Here is a 22,976-nt window from a genome sequence, read left to right as displayed (position 1 = left end):
ATCGTGGGAATTCGTGTTTATAAACCAACAACAAACGGTCGCCGTAATATGACTTCTTTGGATTTCGCTGAAATCACAACAAGCACTCCTGAAAAATCATTGCTTGTTGCTTTGAAGAACAAGGCTGGTCGTAACAACAACGGTCGTATCACTGTTCGTCACCAAGGTGGTGGACACAAACGTTTCTACCGTTTGGTTGACTTCAAACGTAACAAAGACAACGTTGAAGCAGTTGTTAAAACAATCGAGTACGATCCAAACCGTTCTGCAAACATCGCTCTTGTACACTACACTGACGGTGTGAAAGCATACATCATCGCTCCAAAAGGTCTTGAAGTTGGTCAACGTATCGTTTCAGGTCCTGAAGCAGATATCAAAGTCGGAAACGCTCTTCCACTTGCAAACATCCCAGTTGGTACTTTGATCCACAACATCGAGTTGAAACCAGGTCGTGGTGGAGAATTGGTCCGTGCAGCTGGAGCTTCTGCTCAAGTATTAGGTCAAGAAGGTAAATACGTTCTTGTTCGTCTTCAATCTGGCGAAGTTCGTATGATTCTTGGAACTTGTCGTGCTACAGTTGGTGTTGTCGGAAACGAACAACATGGACTTGTGAACCTTGGTAAAGCAGGACGTAGCCGTTGGAAAGGTATCCGCCCAACAGTTCGTGGTTCTGTAATGAACCCTAACGATCACCCACACGGTGGTGGTGAAGGTAAAGCACCAGTTGGTCGTAAAGCACCATCTACTCCATGGGGCAAACCTGCTCTTGGTCTTAAAACTCGTAACAAGAAAGCGAAATCTGACAAACTTATCGTTCGTCGTCGCAACGAGAAATAATAGTAAACTAGTCGCTTAAGCATCTAGTAAATCCGCCAGCTCGGTAGCGCTCCATGTGAGCGCAAGCCGCTGTGGTACAACATTTAAAGGAGAAAATATAAAAATGGGACGCAGTCTTAAAAAAGGACCTTTCGTCGATGAGCATTTGATGAAAAAAGTTGAAGCTCAAGCTAACGACGAAAAGAAAAAAGTTATCAAAACTTGGTCACGTCGTTCAACGATCTTCCCAAGTTTCATTGGTTACACTATTGCAGTTTATGACGGACGTAAACACGTACCTGTTTACATCCAAGAAGACATGGTAGGTCACAAACTTGGTGAATTTGCACCAACTCGTACTTACAAAGGTCACGCTGCAGACGACAAGAAAACACGTAGAAAATAAGGAGAACATAAATGGCAGAAATTACTTCAGCTAAAGCAATGGCTCGTACAGTACGTGTTTCACCTCGTAAATCACGTCTTGTTCTTGACAACATCCGTGGTAAAAGCGTAGCCGATGCTATTGCAATCTTGACATTCACACCAAACAAAGCTGCTGAAATCATCTTGAAAGTTTTGAATTCAGCTGTAGCTAACGCTGAAAACAACTTTGGTTTGGACAAAGCTAACTTGGTAGTATCTGAAGCATTCGCAAACGAAGGACCAACTATGAAACGTTTCCGTCCACGTGCGAAAGGTTCAGCTTCACCAATCAACAAACGTACAGCTCACATCACTGTAGCTGTTGCAGAAAAATAAGGAGGTAAAATCGTGGGTCAAAAAGTACATCCAATTGGTATGCGTGTCGGCATCATCCGTGATTGGGATGCCAAATGGTATGCTGAAAAAGAATACGCGGATTACCTTCATGAAGATCTTGCAATCCGTAAATTCGTTCAAAAAGAACTTGCTGACGCAGCAGTTTCAACTATCGAAATCGAACGCGCAGTAAACAAAGTTAACGTTTCACTTCACACTGCTAAACCAGGTATGGTTATCGGTAAAGGTGGTGCTAACGTTGATGCACTCCGTGCAAAACTTAACAAATTGACTGGAAAACAAGTACACATCAACATCATCGAAATCAAACAACCTGATTTAGATGCTCATCTTGTAGGTGAAGGAATTGCTCGTCAATTGGAGCAACGTGTTGCTTTCCGTCGTGCACAAAAACAAGCAATCCAACGTGCAATGCGTGCTGGAGCTAAAGGAATCAAAACTCAAGTATCAGGTCGTTTGAACGGTGCAGATATCGCCCGTGCTGAAGGATACTCTGAAGGGACTGTTCCGCTTCACACACTTCGTGCAGATATCGATTACGCTTGGGAAGAAGCAGATACTACATACGGTAAACTTGGTGTTAAAGTATGGATCTACCGTGGTGAAGTTCTTCCAGCTCGTAAAAACACTAAAGGAGGTAAATAACCAATGTTAGTACCTAAACGTGTTAAACACCGTCGTGAATTCCGTGGAAAAATGCGCGGTGAAGCAAAAGGTGGAAAAGAAGTAGCATTCGGTGAATACGGTCTTCAAGCTACAACTAGCCACTGGATCACTAACCGCCAAATCGAAGCTGCTCGTATCGCCATGACTCGTTACATGAAACGTGGTGGTAAAGTTTGGATTAAAATCTTCCCACACAAATCATACACTGCTAAAGCTATCGGTGTGCGTATGGGATCTGGTAAAGGGGCACCTGAAGGTTGGGTAGCACCAGTTAAACGTGGTAAAGTGATGTTTGAAGTTGCTGGTGTATCTGAAGAGATCGCTCGCGAAGCGCTTCGTCTTGCTAGCCACAAATTGCCAGTTAAATGTAAATTCGTAAAACGTGAAGCAGAATAAGGAGAAGGCATGAAACTTAATGAAGTAAAAGAATTTGTTAAAGAACTTCGTGGTCTTTCTCAAGAAGAACTCGCGAAGCGCGAAAACGAATTGAAAAAAGAATTGTTTGAACTTCGTTTCCAAGCTGCTACTGGTCAATTGGAACAAACAGCTCGCTTGAAAGAAGTTAAAAAACAAATCGCTCGTATCAAAACAGTTCAATCTGAAGCGAAATAATAGACTAGGGAAGGAGAAATTTCAATGGAACGCAATAATCGTAAAGTTCTTGTTGGACGTGTTGTATCTGACAAAATGGACAAGACAATCACAGTTGTAGTTGAAACAAAACGTAACCACCCAGTCTATGGTAAACGTATTAACTACTCTAAAAAATACAAAGCACATGATGAAAACAATGTTGCCAAAGAAGGTGATATCGTACGTATCATGGAAACTCGTCCGCTTTCAGCTACAAAACGTTTCCGTCTTGTAGAAGTTGTTGAAGAAGCGGTCATCATCTAATCAAACCTGAAAGGAGAAAACTGAAATGATTCAAACAGAAACTCGTTTGAAAGTCGCAGACAACAGCGGTGCACGCGAAATCTTGACTATCAAAGTTCTTGGTGGTTCTAAACGTAAATTTGCGAACATCGGTGATGTCATTGTGGCATCTGTAAAACAAGCTACTCCTGGTGGTGCGGTTAAAAAAGGTGACGTTGTAAAAGCTGTTATCGTTCGTACTAAATCAGGTGCTCGTCGTGCTGATGGTTCATACATCAAATTTGACGAAAACGCAGCAGTTATCATCCGTGAAGACAAAACTCCTCGCGGAACACGTATCTTTGGCCCAGTTGCACGTGAATTGCGTGAAGGTGGCTTCATGAAGATCGTGTCACTTGCTCCAGAAGTACTTTAATTGGTTGCTCAATGAAAATTAAAACAAGTCTAGGAAGTGAAACGAAAGCTTAACTTGAGTTAGGTGAGTTGAAACTGACAAAGAATTGCTTTGATTTTCGCAGAGCAAAAACAAACAAACTAGTCCCCTAGCTTTAAGCTAGGGTGCCCTTATGGGCGTAAGAAAAATCAAGGAGAAACCTAATGTTTGTAAAAAAAGGCGACAAAGTTCGCGTAATCGCTGGTAAAGATAAGGGAACAGAAGCTGTTGTCCTTACTGCCCTTCCAAAAGTAAACAAAGTTATCGTTGAAGGTGTGAACATCGTTAAGAAACACCAACGTCCAACTAACGAACTTCCTCAAGGTGGTATCATCGAGAAAGAAGCAGCTATCCACGTATCAAACGTTCAAGTATTGGACAAAAACGGTGTAGCTGGTCGTGTTGGTTACAAATTTGTAGACGGTAAAAAAGTTCGCTACAACAAAAAATCAGGCGAAGTGCTTGATTGATCACGAAGGAAAGGAGAAGTATAATGGCAAATCGTTTAAAAGAAAAATATCTTAATGAAGTAGTTCCTGCTTTGACAGAACAATTCAACTACTCATCAGTGATGGCTGTACCTAAAGTAGATAAGATCGTTTTGAACATGGGTGTTGGTGAAGCTGTATCAAACGCTAAAAGCCTTGAAAAAGCTGCTGAAGAATTGGCACTTATCTCAGGTCAAAAACCACTTATCACTAAAGCTAAAAAATCAATCGCCGGCTTCCGTCTTCGTGAAGGTGTAGCGATCGGTGCAAAAGTTACCCTTCGTGGTGAACGTATGTACGAATTCTTGGACAAATTGGTTTCAGTTTCACTTCCACGTGTACGTGACTTCCACGGTGTTCCAACAAAATCATTTGATGGACGCGGAAACTACACACTTGGTGTGAAAGAACAATTGATCTTCCCAGAAATCAACTTTGATGACGTTGACAAAACTCGTGGTCTTGACATCGTTATCGTAACAACTGCTAACACTGACGAAGAGTCACGTGCATTGCTTACAGGCCTTGGAATGCCTTTTGCAAAATAATATAGGAGGTAAATCTAATGGCTAAAAAATCAATGATTGCTAAGAACAAACGTCCAGCGAAGTTCTCTACTCAAGCTTATACTCGTTGTGAAAAATGTGGTCGTCCACATTCAGTTTACCGCAAATTTAAACTTTGCCGTGTTTGCTTCCGTGAATTAGCTTACAAAGGACAAATTCCTGGTGTAACAAAAGCATCTTGGTAATTTAAGATATCAAGGGCGTCAAAACTCCAAGTGAAAATAGGAAACTTGACGAAGAAACTGAAGTTTCTAGGAAAGGTTATCTTTTTCACATAGAGTTTAGCCCGGGTTCAGTTGGGTTTGCCAATTTGAACACGAGCTACAGCTTTGGCAAAAAAGACCAATTTGCTTTGGAGCATCGCTCCTGTATCAAATTGCCTATTTTTGCTCTTGCTGTTACGCTCTTTGTATCATGTATTAACTAGCAAGTGCGACTTGCAAACTACTAGTAAGAGGAGAATAAAAAATGGTTATGACTGACCCAATCGCAGACTTCCTAACTCGTATTCGTAACGCTAACCAAGCAAAACACGAAGTACTTGAAGTACCTGCATCAAACATCAAAAAAGGGATTGCTGAAATCCTTAAACGCGAAGGTTTTGTTAAGAACGTAGAAATCATCGAAGATGACAAACAAGGCATCATCCGTGTATTCCTTAAATACGGACCAAACGGTGAAAAAGTTATCACTAACTTGAAACGTGTTTCTAAACCAGGACTTCGTGTCTACAAAAAACGTGAAGATCTTCCAAAAGTTCTTAACGGACTTGGAATTGCTATCCTTTCAACTTCTGAAGGTTTGCTTACTGATAAAGAAGCACGCCAAAAGAATGTTGGTGGGGAAGTTATCGCTTACGTTTGGTAATATTTAGCTCCCAATTTCTTTGCGACTCTTCGTTATCGTCTCTTGTCTAACCCAAAGTTATGCCTGCGAGACGATGCCTAGATTCACTTTGAAATTGAAACCTAAATATTCCTTTAATCGAGAAATCGATTTAACCCCGTGAAAACTGGCCATCATGGTCTGACAATTTAACAGGAGAATAAAAACATGTCACGTATTGGTAATAAAGTTATCGTGTTGCCTGCTGGTGTTGAACTCACTAACAATGACAACGTAGTAACTGTAAAAGGACCTAAAGGAGAACTTACTCGTGAGTTCTCAAAAGATATTGAAATCCGTGTGGAAGGTGCTGAAGTAACTCTTCACCGTCCAAACGATTCAAAAGAAATGAAAACAATCCACGGAACTACTCGTGCCCTTTTGAACAACATGGTTGTTGGTGTATCAGAAGGATTCAAGAAAGAACTTGAAATGCGTGGGGTTGGTTACCGTGCACAACTTCAAGGAAAAAAACTTGTCTTGGCTGTTGGTAAATCTCATCCAGATGAAGTTGAAGCTCCAGAAGGAATTACTTTTGAACTTCCAAACCCAACGACAATCGTTATCAGCGGAATTTCAAAAGAAGTAGTTGGTCAAACAGCTGCTTACGTACGTAGCCTTCGCTCACCAGAACCATATAAAGGTAAAGGTATCCGTTACGTTGGCGAATACGTTCGTCTTAAAGAAGGTAAAACAGGTAAATAATGTTGAGTGGTTGATCTTCAACCACCAACCTATTTTCCAACTTTGTGCATAGCACACGATTTAAAACTAAAGAGGTGAAAACTGTGATTTCTAAACCAGATAAAAACAAACTCCGCCAAAAACGCCATCGTCGCGTTCGCGGAAAACTCTCTGGAACTGCTGATCGCCCACGTTTGAACGTATTCCGTTCTAATACAGGCATCTACGCTCAAGTGATTGATGACGTAGCGGGTGTAACGCTCGCAAGTGCTTCAACTCTTGACAAAGAAGTTTCAAAAGGAACTAAAACTGAACAAGCCGTTGCTGTCGGTAAACTCGTTGCAGAACGTGCAAACGCTAAAGGTATTTCAGAAGTGGTGTTCGACCGCGGTGGATATCTATATCACGGACGTGTGAAAGCTTTGGCTGATGCAGCTCGTGAAAACGGATTGAAATTCTAATAGGAGGACACTAGAAAATGGCATTTAAAGACAATGCAGTTGAATTAGAAGAACGCGTAGTTGCTGTCAACCGTGTTACAAAAGTTGTTAAAGGTGGACGTCGTCTTCGTTTCGCAGCTCTTGTTGTTGTTGGTGACCACAATGGTCGCGTAGGATTTGGTACTGGTAAAGCTCAAGAAGTTCCAGAAGCAATCCGTAAAGCAGTAGAAGATGCTAAGAAAAACTTGATTGAAGTTCCTATGGTTGGAACAACAATCCCACACGAAGTTCTTTCAGAATTTGGTGGAGCTAAAGTATTGTTGAAACCTGCTGTAGAAGGTTCTGGAGTTGCCGCTGGTGGTGCAGTTCGTGCCGTTGTGGAATTGGCAGGTGTGGCAGATATTACATCTAAATCACTTGGTTCTAACACTCCAATCAACATTGTTCGTGCAACTGTTGAAGGTTTGAAACAATTGAAACGCGCTGAAGAAGTTGCTGCCCTTCGTGGTATTTCAGTTTCTGATTTGGCATAAGAAAGGGGATAAAATGGCTCAAATTAAAATTACTTTGACTAAGTCTCCAATCGGACGCATTCCATCACAACGTAAAACTGTTGTAGCACTTGGACTTGGCAAATTGAACAGCTCTGTTATCAAAGAAGACAACGCTGCTATCCGTGGTATGATCACTGCAGTATCTCACTTGGTAACAGTTGAAGAAGTAAACTAATGAATTTTTAGGGGATGTGACAATACTCATCCCCTAAAACTAGGTATAGTCATCTAAGATGACGATGTATAGGCGAGTTGATAAGGGAGACAACCTTTTCTCTCTTATCGGCGCTAGCATTTTACAAAAGAGGAGAAAATAATAATGAAACTTCATGAATTGAAACCTGCAGAAGGTTCTCGTAAAGTACGTAACCGTGTTGGTCGTGGTACTTCATCAGGTAACGGTAAAACATCTGGTCGCGGTCAAAAAGGTCAAAAAGCTCGTAGCGGTGGCGGAGTTCGCCTTGGTTTTGAAGGTGGACAAACTCCATTGTTCCGTCGTCTTCCAAAACGTGGATTCACTAACATCAACGCTAAAGAATACGCAATTGTAAATCTTGATCAATTGAACGTTTTTGAAGATGGTACTGAAGTTACTCCAGTTGTTCTTATCGAAGCAGGAATTGTAAAGGCTGAAAAATCAGGTGTTAAAATTCTTGGTAACGGTGAGTTGACTAAGAAGTTGACTGTGAAAGCAGCTAAATTCTCAAAAACAGCTGAAGAAGCTATCACTGCTAAAGGTGGTTCAGTAGAAGTCATCTAGAGAGGTGACCTATGTTTTTTAAATTATTAAAAGAGGCCCTCAAGGTTAAGAAAGTACGATCAAAAATTCTCTTTACGATTTTTATCATACTTGTCTTCCGTATCGGGACTAGTATTACTGTACCAGGTGTGAATGCAAAAAGTCTGGAAGCTTTGAGTGGATTATCCTTCTTGAACATGCTTAGTTTAGTTTCAGGGAATGCCATGAAGAACTTTTCGGTTTTTGCACTCGGTGTGAGTCCGTATATCACAGCTTCCATCGTTGTTCAATTGCTACAAATGGATATTGTTCCAAAGTTTGTAGAGTGGGGCAAGCAGGGGGAAGTAGGACGGAGAAAGATAAACCAAGCGACTCGTTATATTGCGCTTGTACTTGCGTTTGTGCAATCAATCGGAATCACTGCTGGTTTTAACACTCTATCTGGTGCAAAATTATTAACGACAGATCTAACCCCTCAAGTCTTTGTTACGATTGGCATTATCCTGACTGCAGGTACTATGATTGTTACTTGGCTCGGGGAGCAAATCACTGATAAGGGATATGGTAACGGGGTGTCTATGATTATCTTTGCTGGGATTGTGGCTTCAATTCCAGAGATGATTCATGGCATCTACGTGGACTATTTTGTCAATATTCCAAGTGATCGGTTGACGTCATCTATTATATTTGTCGTTATTCTCATTATCGCTGTTTTGTTGATTGTTTACTTTACAACATATGTACAACAGGCAGAATATAAAATTCCGATCCAATATACAAAAGTTGCTCAAGGTGCTCCATCCAGTTCTTACCTTCCTTTGAAGGTTAATCCTGCTGGTGTTATCCCAGTTATCTTTGCAAGTTCGATTACGGCAGCTCCTGCGGCTATTCTTCAGTTTGTCAGCGCTATGGGGCTTGATTGGACTTGGGTACGTACAGCACAAGAAATGCTTGCGACAACATCTCCAACAGGTGTTGCCATGTATGCGCTGCTGATTATTCTCTTTACATTCTTCTATACATTTGTACAGATCAATCCAGAGAAAGCAGCAGAAAACTTGCAAAAGAGCGGAGCCTATATCCACGGTGTCCGTCCTGGTAAGGGAACAGAAGAGTTCATGTCGAAACTTCTTCGTCGCCTTGCAACCGTCGGTTCCCTTTTCCTTGGTGTGATTTCAATCTTGCCGATTGTAGCAAAAGATGTCTTTGGGCTCTCAGAAGCGGTTGCTTTTGGGGGAACTAGTCTTTTGATCATTATTTCGACAGGTATTGAAGGAATCAAACAGCTAGAAGGTTACCTATTGAAACGTAAGTATGTTGGTTTCATGGACAAAACAGAATAAAAGCAAGACTACTTTTGCTTAGAGAGTGGAGTATGAAAGTCTATCTATAAGGGAGACTTTCGTCTCCCCTCTTCTATTTTGTTTTTAAATAGGAGTTAGAACAGTTTTCTGCTTCTATTTAAATACAAAATAAGGAGATCAGATCATGAATCTTTTGATTATGGGCTTACCTGGAGCAGGTAAGGGAACGCAAGCAGCTAAAATTGTGGAACAATTCCACGTGGCACACATTTCAACTGGGGATATGTTCCGTGCTGCTATGGCAAATCAAACTGAAATGGGTGTGCTTGCAAAGTCATACATCGACAAAGGTGAGTTGGTTCCAGATGAAGTTACAAATGGAATTGTTAAAGAACGCCTTTCACAGGATGATATCAAAGAAACAGGTTTCTTGTTAGATGGTTACCCACGTACGATTGAACAAGCTCATGCCTTGGATAAAACATTGGCTGAACTTGGTATTGAATTGGAAGGTGTGATCAACATCGAAGTGAATCCAGACTGTCTCTTGGAACGTTTAAGTGGCCGTATCATCCACCGCGAAACAGGTGAAACCTTCCACAAAGTTTTCAACCCACCAGTTGACTACAAAGAAAAAGATTACTACCAACGTGAAGATGACAAACCTGAGACAGTGAAACGTCGCTTGGATGTGAATATCGCCCAAGGTGAACCAATCATTGCTCACTACCGTGCACAAGGTTTAGTTCACGATATCGAAGGAAATCAAGATATCAATGATGTGTTCAAAGATATCGAAAAAGTATTGACAAATTTGAAATAAAGCGTTTTTCACACTTGCAAAAAATCGTTACAAATGTTATACTGAGATAGTCTGACTTATAATTGTTGTCTCTGTGTCTAGAGGCATCAAATCGAAATTTATGGAGGTGCTTTTGCGTGGCAAAAGACGATGTGATTGAAGTTGAAGGCAAAGTAGTTGATACAATGCCTAACGCAATGTTTACGGTTGAACTTGAAAATGGACATCAGATTTTAGCAACAGTTTCTGGTAAAATTCGTAAAAACTATATTCGTATTTTAGCGGGAGATCGTGTTACTGTCGAGATGAGTCCATATGACTTGACACGTGGACGTATCACTTACCGCTTTAAATAATCGAAAAACTTGGAGGGATAAGAAATGAAAGTAAGACCATCGGTCAAACCAATTTGCGAATACTGTAAAGTAATTCGTCGTAATGGTCGTGTTATGGTAATTTGCCCAGCAAATCCAAAACACAAACAACGTCAAGGATAAAATAGAAAGGAGAAAACATGGCTCGTATTGCTGGAGTTGACATTCCAAATGACAAACGCGTAGTAATCTCATTGACTTACGTTTATGGTATCGGACTTGCAACATCTAAGAAAATTTTGGCTGCTGCTGGAATCTCAGAAGATGTTCGTGTACGTGACCTTACATCAGATCAAGAAGATGCTATCCGTCGTGAAGTGGATGCAATCAAAGTTGAAGGTGACCTTCGTCGTGAAGTAAACTTGAACATCAAACGTTTGATGGAAATCGGTTCTTACCGTGGTATTCGTCACCGTCGTGGACTTCCTGTCCGTGGACAAAACACTAAAAACAACGCTCGCACTCGTAAAGGTAAAGCTGTTGCGATTGCTGGTAAGAAAAAATAATATAGGAGGTAAAAGTCTTGGCTAAACCAACACGTAAACGTCGTGTGAAAAAGAATATCGAATCTGGTATTGCTCATATTCACGCTACATTTAATAACACTATTGTTATGATTACTGATGTGCATGGTAATGCAATTGCTTGGTCATCAGCTGGTGCTCTTGGTTTCAAAGGTTCTCGTAAATCTACACCATTCGCTGCCCAAATGGCTTCTGAAGCTGCTGCTAAATCTGCACAAGAACACGGTCTTAAATCAGTTGAAGTTACTGTAAAAGGTCCAGGTTCTGGTCGTGAGTCAGCTATTCGTGCGCTTGCTGCCGCTGGTCTTGAAGTAACAGCAATTCGTGATGTGACTCCAGTGCCACACAATGGTGCTCGTCCTCCAAAACGTCGCCGTGTATAATCATTGCATTACACTGCTTTTCGTTTAAGAGGGAGTAACTAAATGATCGAGTTTGAAAAACCAAATATAACAAAAATTGATGAAAATAAAGATTATGGCAAGTTTGTAATCGAACCGCTTGAACGTGGCTACGGTACAACTCTTGGTAACTCTCTTCGTCGTGTACTACTAGCTTCTCTACCAGGAGCAGCAGTGACATCTATCAACATTGAAGGTGTCTTGCATGAGTTCGACACAGTTCCAGGTGTTCGTGAAGACGTGATGCAAATCATTCTGAACATTAAAGGGATTGCAGTGAAATCATACGTTGAAGACGAAAAAATTATTGAGCTTGACGTTGAAGGCCCTGCTGAAATTACAGCTGGAGACATTTTGACTGACAGTGATATTGAGATTGTAAATCCAGATCATTATCTCTTTACAATCGGTGAAGGTTCTTCCCTAAAAGCGACAATGACTGTTAACAGTGGTCGTGGATATGTACCTGCTGATGAAAACAAAAAAGATAATGCACCAGTTGGAACACTTGCTGTAGATTCTATTTATACACCAGTTACAAAAGTCAACTATCAAGTTGAACCTGCTCGTGTAGGTAGCAACGATGGTTTTGACAAATTAACCCTTGAAATCTTGACTAATGGAACAATTATTCCAGAAGATGCTTTAGGGCTTTCAGCACGAATCTTGACAGAACATCTTGATTTGTTTACAAATCTTACTGAGATTGCTAAGTCAACTGAAGTGATGAAAGAAGCTGATACTGAATCTGACGATCGTATTTTGGATCGTACGATTGAGGAACTGGACTTGTCTGTGCGTTCATACAACTGTTTGAAACGTGCCGGTATCAACACTGTGCATGATTTGACAGAAAAATCTGAAGCAGAGATGATGAAAGTACGAAATCTTGGACGCAAGAGTTTGGAAGAAGTGAAACTCAAACTCATTGACTTGGGTCTTGGATTAAAAGATAAATAAAGGAGGAATACATGGCTTACCGTAAACTAGGACGCACTAGCTCACAACGTAAAGCAATGCTTCGCGATTTGACAACTGACCTTTTGATCAACGAATCAATCGTGACAACTGAAGCTCGTGCTAAAGAAATCCGTAAAACTGTTGAAAAAATGATTACTCTAGGTAAACGTGGTGATTTGCACGCACGTCGTCAAGCAGCTGCTTTCGTACGTAATGAAATCGCATCTGAAAACTATGATGAAGCAACTGATAAGTACACTTCTACTACAGCACTTCAAAAATTGTTCTCAGAAATCGCACCTCGTTATGCTGAACGTAACGGTGGATACACTCGTATCCTTAAAACTGAACCACGTCGTGGTGATGCTGCGCCAATGGCGATCATCGAATTAGTATAAAATCATCAATTTTGTTGAGTGTTATGATGATGGAGTCTTGTGCTCTTAGTCTAGCTCTGGTCTACCGCTGGGACTTCGGTCCTAGCGGGAACACTCATCATCATTTGATAGGGTAGACGCTTGTTTACGAAATTGTTTTTTGTTTAAGAACAACTTCGTAAGCAGGCGTTTTTTAGTATTTTTGACGGAAATATGCTATACTAGGAAAAAAGAAAATCAAAAACGTTCAGGTTTTCTAAAAATCGTAGAAATGGGGTATAAGAATGAAGGCTATTATTACAGTGGTTGGTAAGGACAAGGCTGGGATCGTTGCAGGCGTGTCTACTAAGATTGCAGAGTTGGGTTTGAATATTGACGATATCTCTCAGACGGTGTTGGATGAATACTTTACTATGATGGCGGTCGTTTCTAGTGACGAAAAACAGGATTTCACTTATCTGCGAAATGAGTTTGAAACTTTCGGTCAGACCTTGAATGTCAAAATCAATATTCAAAGTGCGGCGATTTTTGACGCTATGTATAATATCTAGGAGGTCATCATGGATATTAGACAAGTTACAGAAACCATTGCCATGATTGAGGAGCAGAACTTCGATATCAGAACCATCACCATGGGGATTTCCCTTTTGGACTGTATTGATCCAGATATTGAACGTGCTGCTGAAAAGATTTACCAAAAAATCACCACTAAAGCTGCAAATCTAGTGGCTGTGGGAGATGAAATTGCTGCAGAACTTGGGATTCCTATTGTTAATAAACGGGTATCGGTGACTCCGATTTCATTGATTGGTGCAGCGACTGATGCGACAGACTATGTTGTTTTGGCAAAGGCACTTGACAAGGCTGCCAAGGAGATTGGTGTTGACTTTATCGGTGGATTCTCAGCTTTGGTACAAAAAGGCTACCAAAAAGGAGATGAAATCCTCATCAATTCTATCCCGCGAGCTCTAGCTGAGACAGACAAGGTTTGTTCGTCTGTCAATATCGGCTCAACCAAGTCAGGCATCAACATGACTGCGGTCGCAGATATGGGACGTATTATCAAGGAAACAGCGAGCTTATCGGATATGGGAGCTGCCAAGTTGGTCGTATTTGCTAACGCCGTTGAGGATAATCCTTTTATGGCGGGAGCCTTCCACGGTGTCGGTGAAGCAGATGTTATCATCAATGTCGGGGTTTCTGGTCCGGGAGTTGTCAAGCGTGCCTTAGAAAAAGTTCGTGGACAGAGCTTTGATGTAGTAGCGGAAACAGTCAAGAAAACGGCATTCAAGATAACTCGTATCGGTCAATTGGTTGGGCAAATGGCGAGTGAACGCCTTGGTGTTGACTTTGGAATTGTCGACCTAAGTTTGGCACCTACTCCTGCGGTTGGTGATTCTGTGGCACGTGTCCTTGAGGAAATGGGCCTAGAAACAGTTGGCACGCATGGGACGACGGCTGCCCTCGCTCTTTTGAATGACCAAGTTAAAAAGGGCGGAGTGATGGCTTGTAACCAAGTCGGTGGCTTGTCAGGTGCTTTTATCCCCGTTTCTGAAGATGAGGGGATGATTGCTGCAGTGCAAAATGGCTCTCTGAATTTAGAAAAACTAGAAGCCATGACGGCTATCTGTTCTGTTGGGTTGGATATGATTGCCATTCCAGAAGATACGCCTGCTGAAACCATTGCAGCTATGATTGCGGATGAGGCGGCAATTGGTGTCATTAACATGAAGACAACGGCCGTCCGTATCATTCCAAAGGGCAAAGAAGGCGATATGATTGAGTTTGGTGGCTTGCTAGGAACAGCTCCAGTTATGAAAGTCAACGGGACTTCGTCTGTTGATTTCATCTCTCGCGGTGGTCAAATTCCTGCGCCAATCCATAGTTTTAAAAATTAATAAAAAAGGGAGAGAATTTAAGTTGAGTTTAAGGATGACTGTGTATACTATAATCATTAAATAAAGATCTCCTAACTTTATTTAATTAGAATCCTAAACTTTTTCATAATAATCTCCTAGGAAAGCTACCGTTAGGGTAGCTTTTCTTGTGGGAAAATTACGAGAGCGGGCTTTACTGTTGAAAGCCGAATATTTCTTTGATCCATGATATAATAGAAGAAAATGGAGGATAGAAAATGTCTAAAGTAAGATTGTACTTGGTCCGTCATGGAAAAACGATGTTTAACACGATTGGACGTGCGCAAGGATGGAGTGATACACCTCTAACAGCAGAAGGTGAGTTGGGAATTCATGAGTTAGGAATTGGCTTGAGAGAGTCTGGTTTGCAGTTTGACCGAGCTTATTCTAGCGATTCAGGGCGCACTATTCAAACCATGGGAATTATCCTGGAAGAACTCGGCTTGCAGGGGAAAATTCCTTATCGAATGGATAAGCGAATCCGTGAGTGGTGTTTTGGTAGTTTTGATGGAGCCTATGATGGGGACCTCTTTATGGGGTTGATTCCGAGAATTTTCAATGTAGACCATGTTCATCAGTTGTCCTATGCGGAACTAGCAGAAGGTTTGGTAGAGGTTGATACAGCTGGCTGGGCAGAAGGTTGGGAAAAACTCAGTAGTCGAATCAAGGAAGGCTTTGAAGCGATTGCCAAAGAAATGGAAGAACAAGGTGGGGGAAATGCCCTCGTTGTCAGCCATGGAATGACGATTGGAACCATTGTTTATCTGATCAATGGTATGCATCCGCATGGTCTAGATAATGGTAGCGTGACGATTCTTGAATATGAGAACGGTCAGTTTACGGTCCAAGTCGTTGGCGACCGCAGCTATCGGGAACTGGGACGTGAGAAGATGGAAGAAAATAAGCATTGATAGAAGATAGCTCCTCAGAGGAGCTAATTTTTTTATTCAGCTAAGCAAGAGTGCTTTTAGAGCCAATCTTTCTTGATAAGGGAGGGGAAAAGATTCTTTCTCGTCTTTCAAATTCCCCCAAAAATGGTATAATAGTAACATCATAAAATTGGAGAAATAGCATGAGTTTTTACAATCATAAAGAAATTGAGCCTAAGTGGCAGGGCTACTGGGCTCAACATCATACATTTAAGACAGGAACAGATGCCTCAAAACCGAAGTTTTATGCTCTCGACATGTTCCCATATCCTTCAGGAGCGGGTCTGCACGTAGGACATCCAGAAGGCTATACAGCAACGGATATTCTCAGCCGTTACAAACGTGCGCAAGGCTACAATGTCCTTCACCCAATGGGTTGGGATGCCTTTGGTTTGCCTGCAGAGCAATACGCTATGGATACGGGGAATGACCCAGCAGAATTTACAGCGGAAAACATTGCCAACTTCAAACGTCAAATCAATGCGCTTGGATTCTCTTACGACTGGGATCGTGAAGTCAACACAACAGATCCAAACTATTACAAGTGGACTCAGTGGATCTTCACCAAGCTCTACGAAAAAGGCTTGGCCTATGAAGCCGAAGTGCCAGTAAACTGGGTTGAGGAACTAGGAACAGCCATTGCTAACGAAGAAGTCCTTCCTGATGGAACTTCTGAGCGTGGTGGCTATCCCGTTGTCCGCAAACCAATGCGCCAATGGATGCTCAAAATTACGGCCTATGCAGAGCGCTTGCTTAACGACTTGGATGAACTGGATTGGCCAGAATCTATCAAGGATATGCAACGTAACTGGATTGGGAAATCAACTGGTGCCAATGTAACTTTCAAAGTGAAAGGGACTGACAAGGAATTTACCGTCTTTACCACTCGTCCTGATACTCTTTTCGGTGCGACATTCACAGTCTTGGCTCCTGAGCATGACTTGGTTGACGCCATCACAAGCCCAGAGCAAGCTGATGCAGTTGCAGACTACAAACACCAAGCTAGTCTCAAGTCTGACTTGGCTCGTACCGACCTTGCTAAAGAAAAAACTGGTGTTTGGACAGGTGCCTATGCCATCAACCCTGTCAATGGTAAAGAAATTCCAATCTGGATTGCGGACTATGTTCTTGCTAGCTATGGTACAGGTGCGGTTATGGCTGTTCCTGCCCATGACCAACGTGACTGGGAATTTGCTAAACAATTTGACCTTCCAATCGTAGAAGTACTTGAAGGTGGAAACGTTGAAGAGGTTGCTTACACAGAAGATGGACTTCATGTCAATTCAGACTTCCTAGATGGCTTGAATAAAGAAGACGCAATTGCTAAGATTGTGGCTTGGTTGGAAGAAAAAGGTTGTGGGCAAGAGAAGGTGACCTACCGTCTCCGCGACTGGCTCTTCAGTCGTCAACGTTACTGGGGTGAGCCAATTCCAATCATTCATTGGGAAGATGGGACTTCAACAGCTGTTCCTGAAAGTGAATTGCCACTTGTCTTGCCAGTCACCAAGGATATCCGTCCTTCAGGTACAGGGGAAAGCCCATTGGCTAACTTGACAGACTGGCTTGAAGTGACTCGTGAAGATGGTGTCAAAGGTCGTCGTGAAACAAACACTATGCCACAATGGGCAGGTTCAAGCTGGTACTATCTTCGCTATATCGATCCGCACAACACAGAGAAATTGGCTGATGAGGACCTTCTCAAACAATGGTTACCAGTAGATATCTACGTGGGTGGAGCAGAGCATGCTGTACTTCACTTGCTTTACGCTCGTTTCTGGCACAAATTTCTCTATGACCTCGGCGTTGTTCCAACTAAGGAACCATTCCAAAAACTCTTTAACCAAGGAATGATTTTGGGAACAAGCTACCGTGACCATCGTGGTGCTCTTGTGGCAACTGACAAGGTTGAAAAACGTGATGGTTCCTTCTTCCATGTGGAAACAGGGGAAGAATTGGAGCAAGCACCAGCCAAGATGTCTAAATCCCTCAAGAACGTTGTTAACCCAGACGATGTGGTGGAACAATATGGTGCCGATACCCTTCGTGTCTATGAAATGTTCATGGGACCACTTGATGCTTCGATCGCTTGGTCTGAAGAAGGTCTGGAAGGAAGCCGTAAGTTCCTTGACCGTGTTTACCGTTTGATTACAAGTAAAGAAATTGTTGCGGAAAATAATGGCGCTCTTGACAAGGTCTACAATGAAACAGTTAAATCTGTCACTGAACAAATCGAATCCATGAAATTCAACACAGCCATTGCCCAACTTATGGTCTTTGTCAACGCTGCTAATAAGGAAGACAAACTCTATGTGGACTATGCCAAAGGCTTTATCCAATTGATTGCCCCATTTGCACCTCACTTGGCAGAAGAACTCTGGCAAATTGTTGCAGCAATAGGTGAATCCATCTCTTACGTGGCTTGGCCAACATGGGACGAAAGCAAATTGGTTGAAGACGAAATCGAAATCGTCGTCCAAATCAAAGGAAAAGTTCGTGCCAAATTGATGGTTGCTAAAGACCTATCACGCGAAGAATTGCAAGAAATTGCTCTGGCTGACGAAAAAGTCAAAGCGGAGATTGACGGCAAGGAAATCGTGAAGGTGATTAGTGTACCAAATAAATTGGTTAATATCGTTGTGAAATAACCAATTTATTTGCTGATTTCCAACCTCAAACAGTTCCCCAAACTGTTTGAGCCAACTAAACTCGTTAATATCGTTGTGAAATAAGATAGGAATCCTTCAGAGATAGAATCTGGAGGATTTTTTGAATTTTTTCATGAAAGTATGATATACTATGTGCAATTATAAAGTTTGAAAAGCAAAACAAGGAGAAAACAATGCCAGTAAATGAATATGGTCAGATAATTGGTGAGTCAATGGAAGGTTATACTCCAGGAGAATTGCCTTCCATTGATTTCTTAGAAGGGCGCTACGCTCAGATAGAGGCTCTTTCAGTGGAAAAGCATGCGGAGGATTTATTAGCTGTTTATGGACCTGATACGCCTCGGGAGATGTGGACCTACCTTTTTCAGGAACCAGTGGCAGATATGGAGGAACTGGTTACTGTCTTAAATCAGATGTTGGCTCGTAAGGACCGTTTTTACTATGCGATTATAGATAAGGCAACTGGTAAGGCCTTGGGGACTTTTTCTCTCATGCGCATTGACCAGAATAACCGAGTAATAGAAGTGGGAGCTGTCACTTTTTCTCCAGAACTCAGGGGAACACGTATAGGGACAGAGGCTCAATATCTACTGGCACGGTATGTTTTTGAGGAGATTAACTATCGTCGCTATGAGTGGAAATGCGATGCTCTAAATCTGCCATCAAAACGAGCTGCGGAACGTTTGGGCTTTGTCTATGAAGGGACCTTCCGCCAGGCAGTCGTATATAAGGAGCGTACGAGGGATACGGATTGGCTCTCTATGATTGATAAGGACTGGTCTCAAGTCAAAGCTCGTTTGGAAGCATGGCTGGCTCCTGAAAATTTTGATAAAAATGGACGGCAGTACAAGAGCTTGAGAGAATTCTAAGAGGTGTTGGGATGATAACTATTAGAAGGCAAGAAATTGTCAAGCTAGAGGATGTTCTGCATCTCTATCAGGCAGTCAGTTGGACAAATTATACCCATCAACCTCAGATGTTGGAGAAGGCCTTATCTAACTCATTAGCAATTTATCTGGCACTTGATGGTGATGCCGTGGTGGGCTTGGTCCGTTTAGTCGGAGATGGTTTTTCATCGATTTTTGTCCAGGATTTGCTCGTTTTGCCTACTTATCAGCGCCAAGGGATTGGCAGTGCCTTAATGAAGAAGGCTTTAGGGAATTTCAAAGATGCCTATCAAGTCCAACTAGTGACCGAACAGACAGAAAAAACCTTGGGATTCTATCGTTCTCTGGGATTTAAAACCTTATCTACTTATGATTGTACAGGAATGATTTGGGTGGATCGAAAAAAATAAAAAATTTTGTTTTTTCTTAAGCAAAGTTTAAGTCTCCTCGTGTATTATATAGTTATTAAATAAAGACCTCCTAATACTCTTCGAAAATCTCATCAACCTTCGTTAGAGTCGACTTAGCTAACTATAGTTATGCTTGCGTCTATCTGCCTAGTCTGATTTCGATTTTCATTGAGTACCCTTTATTTAATGAAATCCTAAACTTTTCTTTTTCATCATAATCTCCTAAAGAAGTCACCCAATCAGGTGGCTTTTTTGTGACTTGAGAAAGGAAATTTCATTTGGAAAAAATTTTTCTAAAAAAATGATAAATCAGAAAAAGGTTAAGGTAATTTTAAGTCTCCTCGTGTATCATATAGTCATTAGATAAAGACCTCCTAACTTTATTTAATGAAATCCTAATCCTTTCTTTTTCATCATAATCTCCCTAAAGAGGCCACCCAATCAGGTGGCTTTTTTGTTTGAAAAAACTCCTTAGAAAAGACTAAGGAGAAAGAATCATGTTTTCTTTTTAAGTTGTTGATTTCGATACTGTCTAGGTGTTAAGTGATAGTGCTGCTTAAATTGACGGTTGAAGTTTGAAAGGTTGGTGAAACCGACTTGGCTTGCAATTTCTTGAATACTGAAGTTGGTTTGGACGAGTTTCTCACAGGATTTTTCAAGACGTAACTGGAGCAGGTAGTCCATACAACTGGCTCCAGTATGTTGCTTGAAAATACTCATAAAGTGATTTTTACTATATCCAAATGTTGCAGCCAGTTGCTCAATATGAATGGGTTCTGAGTAGTGCTGTTCAAGGTAGCAAATCACTTCTTTTAGTTTTTGGTATTTTTGGTAGGTATCATCTGTATAGTGTCGATTGACATATCGATACTTAAAGAGAAGATGAAGCAATTCGTATAGTTTAGATTTTATGAGTAGATCGTAGTATATGCTTTTTTCTTCAAGGATAGAAAAGAGGGAAAGAAGGCAGGATTGAATTTGATCATAGGCCTTATCGCCTGGTGATATTTGAGGAGTAAGGCAAAAGTGACCAGAGTGGAGGTGTTGGATATAGCGTTGGCTAAAACTGTCAATTTGACTTCTACCTAGGAAATCTAAATGGATACGAAAAACTGTTGAAATTTGTTCTTGATTTTCAATAGGGTAGATAGCGTGAGGAGACGTTGGCTGAATTAGGAAAATATCACCTTCATGACTTTCAAAGCGCTCAGAGTTGATATAGAAGGTAGCAGTTCCTTTTTTGACATAGATTATCTCGAATTCAGGATGCCAATGATAAATTGTATTAGAAGATTGCTTGGATAGGATTTGTTTTTCAAAATCATATGGGAAGTCAGATGGGTTATCTCGTAAGAAACGTGAACGGTCTGCCATGGTAAATCCTCCCAATATACTATTACTACGTTTATTATACCAAAAAAACTTCCTTATCTAGGAAGTTTTCGGGCTTTAAGCTTTCTTTTTCATATAAAAAATAGTAAGCATAAGTCCAATGAAGGCCAAAGCAATAGCAACATAAAAAGCTACACTATAATTTCCATTATTAGCCATTGCTATTTGAACAGCGACTTTGGGAGCGAAAAATGCTGCTAAAGAATATCCAGTGAAGACTATACCGTAGTTGACCCCTTGATTTGCAGGACCGTAATTTTCCATGACGATAGATGGGAAGACCCCCATAACACCACCAAAGCAGATACCAAGTCCTATAATTCCTAAGGTAAACCCGAATTGACCAGGGACGATAGTTAGGGAAAATAAAGCTAGGACAATGACAGAGTAGATAATTAATAAGGTCTTTGAACGGCCAATTTTATCAGAAAGTGATCCCCAGATAAAACGACCACTAGAGTTTGCGATTGAATAAAGAGAGACATAGAGAGCTGCAGTGCCTGCAGAGAGTCCAAACATTGATTGACCGATTGGTGATGCTTGAGAGGCAATCATCAAACCAGAAAAGGCGCCGACAAAGAACATGCTAATGATAATGTAAAACAGAGGACTTCGTAGCATTTGTTTCCAGTTTTTATTAGTAGCTCCTTGCTTGGTTGGGATAGGAGCTTTCCAGCCTACTGGTTGGTAGCCGCTTGGAGCTGCATTGATAAAGAAAACTGCACAGATGATAACAGCAATATAGACTAGCCCAATGGTACGAAAAGCAAGAAGGCATCTTGTTGTTGAATGAGATTGCTCGCGACTGGAGAAGCGATGACTGCAGCAAATCCCATACCACCTGTCAGAATTCCAGAGGCTAAGCCACGTTTATCAGGGAAGAGGCGAAGTGAATTGGAGAGGGCACCCGAATAGGCAAAACCTTGACCAAGTCCAGCCATTAATCCATGGGTCAAATAAAGCATGGCTGGTGAATTGGCATAGCCGGTTAAGTAAAATCCACTAGCAAATAGGAGAGCGCCGAGGGCGATGGTCCATTTTACATAACCTTTGTCAACTAAATAACCTCCTAGAATCATGGGGATAGGGCCGATTGCAGAGTTGATAGCAAATGCTAACATAATATCAGACATGGACCAGCCTGTTGAACTGCTAAGTGGTCCGGCAAAAACAGAAAAGGAATAGACGGCACCTGTGCAAAGAAGAATGGCTGTAGACGCGACTAAAATCCGCCAACGATTGAATGTCTCTTTCATAAAAACATCCTCCTTAAATGTATATTTTTTCACCAAGACTATATCATAGTTAAGGAAGCCGGTCAATAGTTTATGAAGATGTCTTGTTAATTTTTTCACGAACTTGTACTAAAGTACGATAATCTGATAGAATAACACGGTCTTTATTATCAAGGATTTACAAGATTTTCTAAAGTAGTATAATGAAAGTAGATTAAATAAATGAAAGGGGTACCAAGATGAAACTAGTTGCTATCGTTGGAACCAATTCGGATCGCTCAACCAATCGGAAACTCTTGAAATTTATGCAAAAGCACTTTTCGGATAAAGCCGACATTGAGGTATTGGAAATCAAACAATTGCCAGCATTTAACGAACCTGAGGACAAGCAAGCGCCAGCTGAAGTTCAAGCTTTTTCAGAAAAAATTCTTGCCGCAGATGGTGTGATTATTTCAACACCTGAGTACGACCACACGATACCAGCATCTTTGGCCTCTGCTTTGGAGTGGATTGCTTATACCAGTCGTGCCTTAATCAATAAACCAACTATGATTGTAGGTGCTTCTCTCGGTTTGCTAGGAACATCTAGAGCGCAGGCACATTTACGTCAGATTTTAGATGCGCCGGAGCTTAAAGCGAGAGTTATGCCTGGTACGGAGTTCTTTCTAGGTCATTCTGAGCAAGTCCTAGATGATGAGTGTCATTTGAACAATCCTGAAAAGGTTGCAGAACTAGAAGAACATTTTTCAGAGTTTCAAAATTTTGTTGAACTAACAAAGGCTTTGGTCAAACCAGAAGATACAAATCGTAAGAAATCTTTCATTTGGGAAGAATGGTTGAAAGCATAAGTATTTCAAGAAAGGAGAACA

At 41.4% G+C, this 22,976-nt stretch carries 33 protein-coding genes and 1 pseudogene; 32 read left to right on the top strand and 2 right to left on the bottom strand.

Going from position 1 to position 22,976, the window contains the following annotated elements:
• The first annotated feature begins 3 nt into the window (after positions 1-3).
• From rplB to EJF26_RS06225, 31 genes are all read left to right on the top strand, one after another.
• Positions 4-837, top strand: a complete 834-nt coding sequence (gene rplB / locus EJF26_RS06375; RefSeq protein ID WP_000512905.1) for a 50S ribosomal protein L2 — start codon at positions 4-6, stop codon at positions 835-837.
• Between the two features lie 103 nt (positions 838-940).
• The gene (gene rpsS, locus EJF26_RS06370) at positions 941-1,222 is read left to right on the top strand and encodes a 30S ribosomal protein S19 (protein ID WP_000533766.1); all 282 of its coding nucleotides are present in this window, start codon (positions 941-943) and stop codon (positions 1,220-1,222) included.
• An 11-nt stretch (positions 1,223-1,233) separates the two neighbouring features.
• On the top strand, positions 1,234-1,578 hold the full coding sequence (gene rplV, locus EJF26_RS06365; RefSeq protein ID WP_000818137.1) for a 50S ribosomal protein L22: 345 nt from the start codon (positions 1,234-1,236) through the stop codon (positions 1,576-1,578).
• Positions 1,579-1,590: 12 nt separating this feature from the next.
• Entirely contained in the window at positions 1,591-2,244 is a 654-nt protein-coding gene (gene rpsC, locus EJF26_RS06360) for a 30S ribosomal protein S3 (protein WP_000529936.1), read from the top strand.
• Between the two features lie 3 nt (positions 2,245-2,247).
• On the top strand, positions 2,248-2,661 hold the full coding sequence (gene rplP / locus EJF26_RS06355) for a 50S ribosomal protein L16 (protein WP_000960948.1): 414 nt from the start codon (positions 2,248-2,250) through the stop codon (positions 2,659-2,661).
• A 9-nt stretch (positions 2,662-2,670) separates the two neighbouring features.
• Positions 2,671-2,877 carry a 50S ribosomal protein L29 gene (rpmC, locus tag EJF26_RS06350; protein WP_000772918.1) on the top strand — a complete coding sequence of 69 codons (207 nt, stop codon included), beginning with the start codon at positions 2,671-2,673 and terminating at the stop codon, positions 2,875-2,877.
• A 24-nt stretch (positions 2,878-2,901) separates the two neighbouring features.
• Positions 2,902-3,162: a 30S ribosomal protein S17 gene (gene rpsQ, locus EJF26_RS06345; protein ID WP_000440801.1), complete on the top strand. Its 261-nt coding sequence runs from the start codon at positions 2,902-2,904 to the stop codon at positions 3,160-3,162.
• 25 nt (positions 3,163-3,187) lie between these two features.
• On the top strand, positions 3,188-3,556 hold the full coding sequence (gene rplN, locus EJF26_RS06340; protein ID WP_000616548.1) for a 50S ribosomal protein L14: 369 nt from the start codon (positions 3,188-3,190) through the stop codon (positions 3,554-3,556).
• 182 nt (positions 3,557-3,738) lie between these two features.
• A complete protein-coding gene (gene rplX / locus EJF26_RS06335; RefSeq protein ID WP_000497691.1) occupies positions 3,739-4,044 on the top strand; it encodes a 50S ribosomal protein L24 in 306 nt (101 codons plus the stop codon).
• Between the two features lie 23 nt (positions 4,045-4,067).
• A complete protein-coding gene (gene rplE, locus EJF26_RS06330) occupies positions 4,068-4,610 on the top strand; it encodes a 50S ribosomal protein L5 (protein WP_000013542.1) in 543 nt (180 codons plus the stop codon).
• Positions 4,611-4,627: 17 nt separating this feature from the next.
• A complete protein-coding gene (locus EJF26_RS06325) occupies positions 4,628-4,813 on the top strand; it encodes a type Z 30S ribosomal protein S14 (protein WP_001085697.1) in 186 nt (61 codons plus the stop codon).
• 283 nt (positions 4,814-5,096) lie between these two features.
• Positions 5,097-5,495, top strand: a complete 399-nt coding sequence (rpsH, locus tag EJF26_RS06320; RefSeq protein WP_000245504.1) for a 30S ribosomal protein S8 — start codon at positions 5,097-5,099, stop codon at positions 5,493-5,495.
• A gap of 186 nt (positions 5,496-5,681) precedes the next feature.
• Positions 5,682-6,218 (top strand): 50S ribosomal protein L6, encoded by a 537-nt coding sequence (rplF, locus tag EJF26_RS06315; protein WP_000086636.1) that lies wholly within the window; start codon positions 5,682-5,684, stop codon positions 6,216-6,218.
• 83 nt (positions 6,219-6,301) lie between these two features.
• Positions 6,302-6,658 (top strand): 50S ribosomal protein L18, encoded by a 357-nt coding sequence (gene rplR, locus EJF26_RS06310; protein ID WP_000624044.1) that lies wholly within the window; start codon positions 6,302-6,304, stop codon positions 6,656-6,658.
• A 17-nt stretch (positions 6,659-6,675) separates the two neighbouring features.
• Positions 6,676-7,170 (top strand): 30S ribosomal protein S5, encoded by a 495-nt coding sequence (rpsE, locus tag EJF26_RS06305; RefSeq protein ID WP_000874204.1) that lies wholly within the window; start codon positions 6,676-6,678, stop codon positions 7,168-7,170.
• Between the two features lie 13 nt (positions 7,171-7,183).
• Positions 7,184-7,366 carry a 50S ribosomal protein L30 gene (gene rpmD, locus EJF26_RS06300; protein ID WP_000057241.1) on the top strand — a complete coding sequence of 61 codons (183 nt, stop codon included), beginning with the start codon at positions 7,184-7,186 and terminating at the stop codon, positions 7,364-7,366.
• Between the two features lie 144 nt (positions 7,367-7,510).
• Complete coding sequence (gene rplO / locus EJF26_RS06295) at positions 7,511-7,951, top strand: 50S ribosomal protein L15 (protein WP_000766092.1); 441 nt, start codon at positions 7,511-7,513, stop codon at positions 7,949-7,951.
• An 11-nt stretch (positions 7,952-7,962) separates the two neighbouring features.
• Positions 7,963-9,273 carry a preprotein translocase subunit SecY gene (secY, locus tag EJF26_RS06290; RefSeq protein ID WP_000465381.1) on the top strand — a complete coding sequence of 437 codons (1,311 nt, stop codon included), beginning with the start codon at positions 7,963-7,965 and terminating at the stop codon, positions 9,271-9,273.
• A 145-nt stretch (positions 9,274-9,418) separates the two neighbouring features.
• Positions 9,419-10,057 (top strand): adenylate kinase, encoded by a 639-nt coding sequence (locus EJF26_RS06285; RefSeq protein WP_001050435.1) that lies wholly within the window; start codon positions 9,419-9,421, stop codon positions 10,055-10,057.
• 116 nt (positions 10,058-10,173) lie between these two features.
• Positions 10,174-10,392 (top strand): translation initiation factor IF-1, encoded by a 219-nt coding sequence (gene infA / locus EJF26_RS06280; protein WP_001029883.1) that lies wholly within the window; start codon positions 10,174-10,176, stop codon positions 10,390-10,392.
• Positions 10,393-10,416: 24 nt separating this feature from the next.
• Positions 10,417-10,533, top strand: coding sequence for a 50S ribosomal protein L36 (rpmJ, locus tag EJF26_RS06275; protein WP_001808836.1), 117 nt, complete (start codon positions 10,417-10,419; stop codon positions 10,531-10,533).
• 17 nt (positions 10,534-10,550) lie between these two features.
• Positions 10,551-10,916: a 30S ribosomal protein S13 gene (gene rpsM, locus EJF26_RS06270; RefSeq protein ID WP_000090781.1), complete on the top strand. Its 366-nt coding sequence runs from the start codon at positions 10,551-10,553 to the stop codon at positions 10,914-10,916.
• Positions 10,917-10,933: 17 nt separating this feature from the next.
• Positions 10,934-11,317: a 30S ribosomal protein S11 gene (gene rpsK / locus EJF26_RS06265; protein ID WP_001118385.1), complete on the top strand. Its 384-nt coding sequence runs from the start codon at positions 10,934-10,936 to the stop codon at positions 11,315-11,317.
• 42 nt (positions 11,318-11,359) lie between these two features.
• Entirely contained in the window at positions 11,360-12,295 is a 936-nt protein-coding gene (locus EJF26_RS06260; RefSeq protein ID WP_000568993.1) for a DNA-directed RNA polymerase subunit alpha, read from the top strand.
• Between the two features lie 11 nt (positions 12,296-12,306).
• The gene (rplQ, locus tag EJF26_RS06255) at positions 12,307-12,693 is read left to right on the top strand and encodes a 50S ribosomal protein L17 (protein ID WP_000331493.1); all 387 of its coding nucleotides are present in this window, start codon (positions 12,307-12,309) and stop codon (positions 12,691-12,693) included.
• Between the two features lie 263 nt (positions 12,694-12,956).
• Positions 12,957-13,223 (top strand): ACT domain-containing protein, encoded by a 267-nt coding sequence (locus tag EJF26_RS06250; protein WP_000644111.1) that lies wholly within the window; start codon positions 12,957-12,959, stop codon positions 13,221-13,223.
• Positions 13,224-13,232: 9 nt separating this feature from the next.
• Positions 13,233-14,570 (top strand): PFL family protein, encoded by a 1,338-nt coding sequence (locus EJF26_RS06245; RefSeq protein ID WP_000354879.1) that lies wholly within the window; start codon positions 13,233-13,235, stop codon positions 14,568-14,570.
• Positions 14,571-14,806: 236 nt separating this feature from the next.
• On the top strand, positions 14,807-15,499 hold the full coding sequence (locus EJF26_RS06240; protein ID WP_000049287.1) for a histidine phosphatase family protein: 693 nt from the start codon (positions 14,807-14,809) through the stop codon (positions 15,497-15,499).
• 161 nt (positions 15,500-15,660) lie between these two features.
• A complete protein-coding gene (leuS, locus tag EJF26_RS06235) occupies positions 15,661-18,162 on the top strand; it encodes a leucine--tRNA ligase (protein WP_000011802.1) in 2,502 nt (833 codons plus the stop codon).
• Between the two features lie 194 nt (positions 18,163-18,356).
• The gene (locus EJF26_RS06230) at positions 18,357-19,052 is read left to right on the top strand and encodes a GNAT family N-acetyltransferase (protein WP_001144887.1); all 696 of its coding nucleotides are present in this window, start codon (positions 18,357-18,359) and stop codon (positions 19,050-19,052) included.
• An 11-nt stretch (positions 19,053-19,063) separates the two neighbouring features.
• Complete coding sequence (locus EJF26_RS06225; RefSeq protein ID WP_000628703.1) at positions 19,064-19,480, top strand: GNAT family N-acetyltransferase; 417 nt, start codon at positions 19,064-19,066, stop codon at positions 19,478-19,480.
• Positions 19,481-19,975: 495 nt separating this feature from the next.
• Here the strand turns inward: EJF26_RS06225 and EJF26_RS06220 are convergent, their stop codons facing one another.
• Both EJF26_RS06220 and EJF26_RS06215 read right to left on the bottom strand, forming a co-directional pair.
• Positions 19,976-20,854 carry an AraC family transcriptional regulator gene (locus EJF26_RS06220; RefSeq protein ID WP_000785198.1) on the bottom strand — a complete coding sequence of 293 codons (879 nt, stop codon included), beginning with the start codon at positions 20,852-20,854 and terminating at the stop codon, positions 19,976-19,978.
• Between the two features lie 75 nt (positions 20,855-20,929).
• Positions 20,930-22,128: pseudogene (locus tag EJF26_RS06215) on the bottom strand (L-lactate MFS transporter).
• Positions 22,129-22,346: 218 nt separating this feature from the next.
• Here EJF26_RS06215 and EJF26_RS06210 point away from each other — a divergent pair.
• Positions 22,347-22,955, top strand: a complete 609-nt coding sequence (locus EJF26_RS06210; RefSeq protein WP_000779602.1) for an NADPH-dependent FMN reductase — start codon at positions 22,347-22,349, stop codon at positions 22,953-22,955.
• Positions 22,956-22,976 lie beyond the last annotated feature (21 nt).

The organism is Streptococcus oralis subsp. dentisani, assembly GCF_007475365.1.
GTDB lineage: Bacteria > Bacillota > Bacilli > Lactobacillales > Streptococcaceae > Streptococcus > Streptococcus mitis_AX.
Note: the sequence above shows the minus strand (reverse complement) of the source record. Positions and strands in the feature narration are given on the sequence as shown.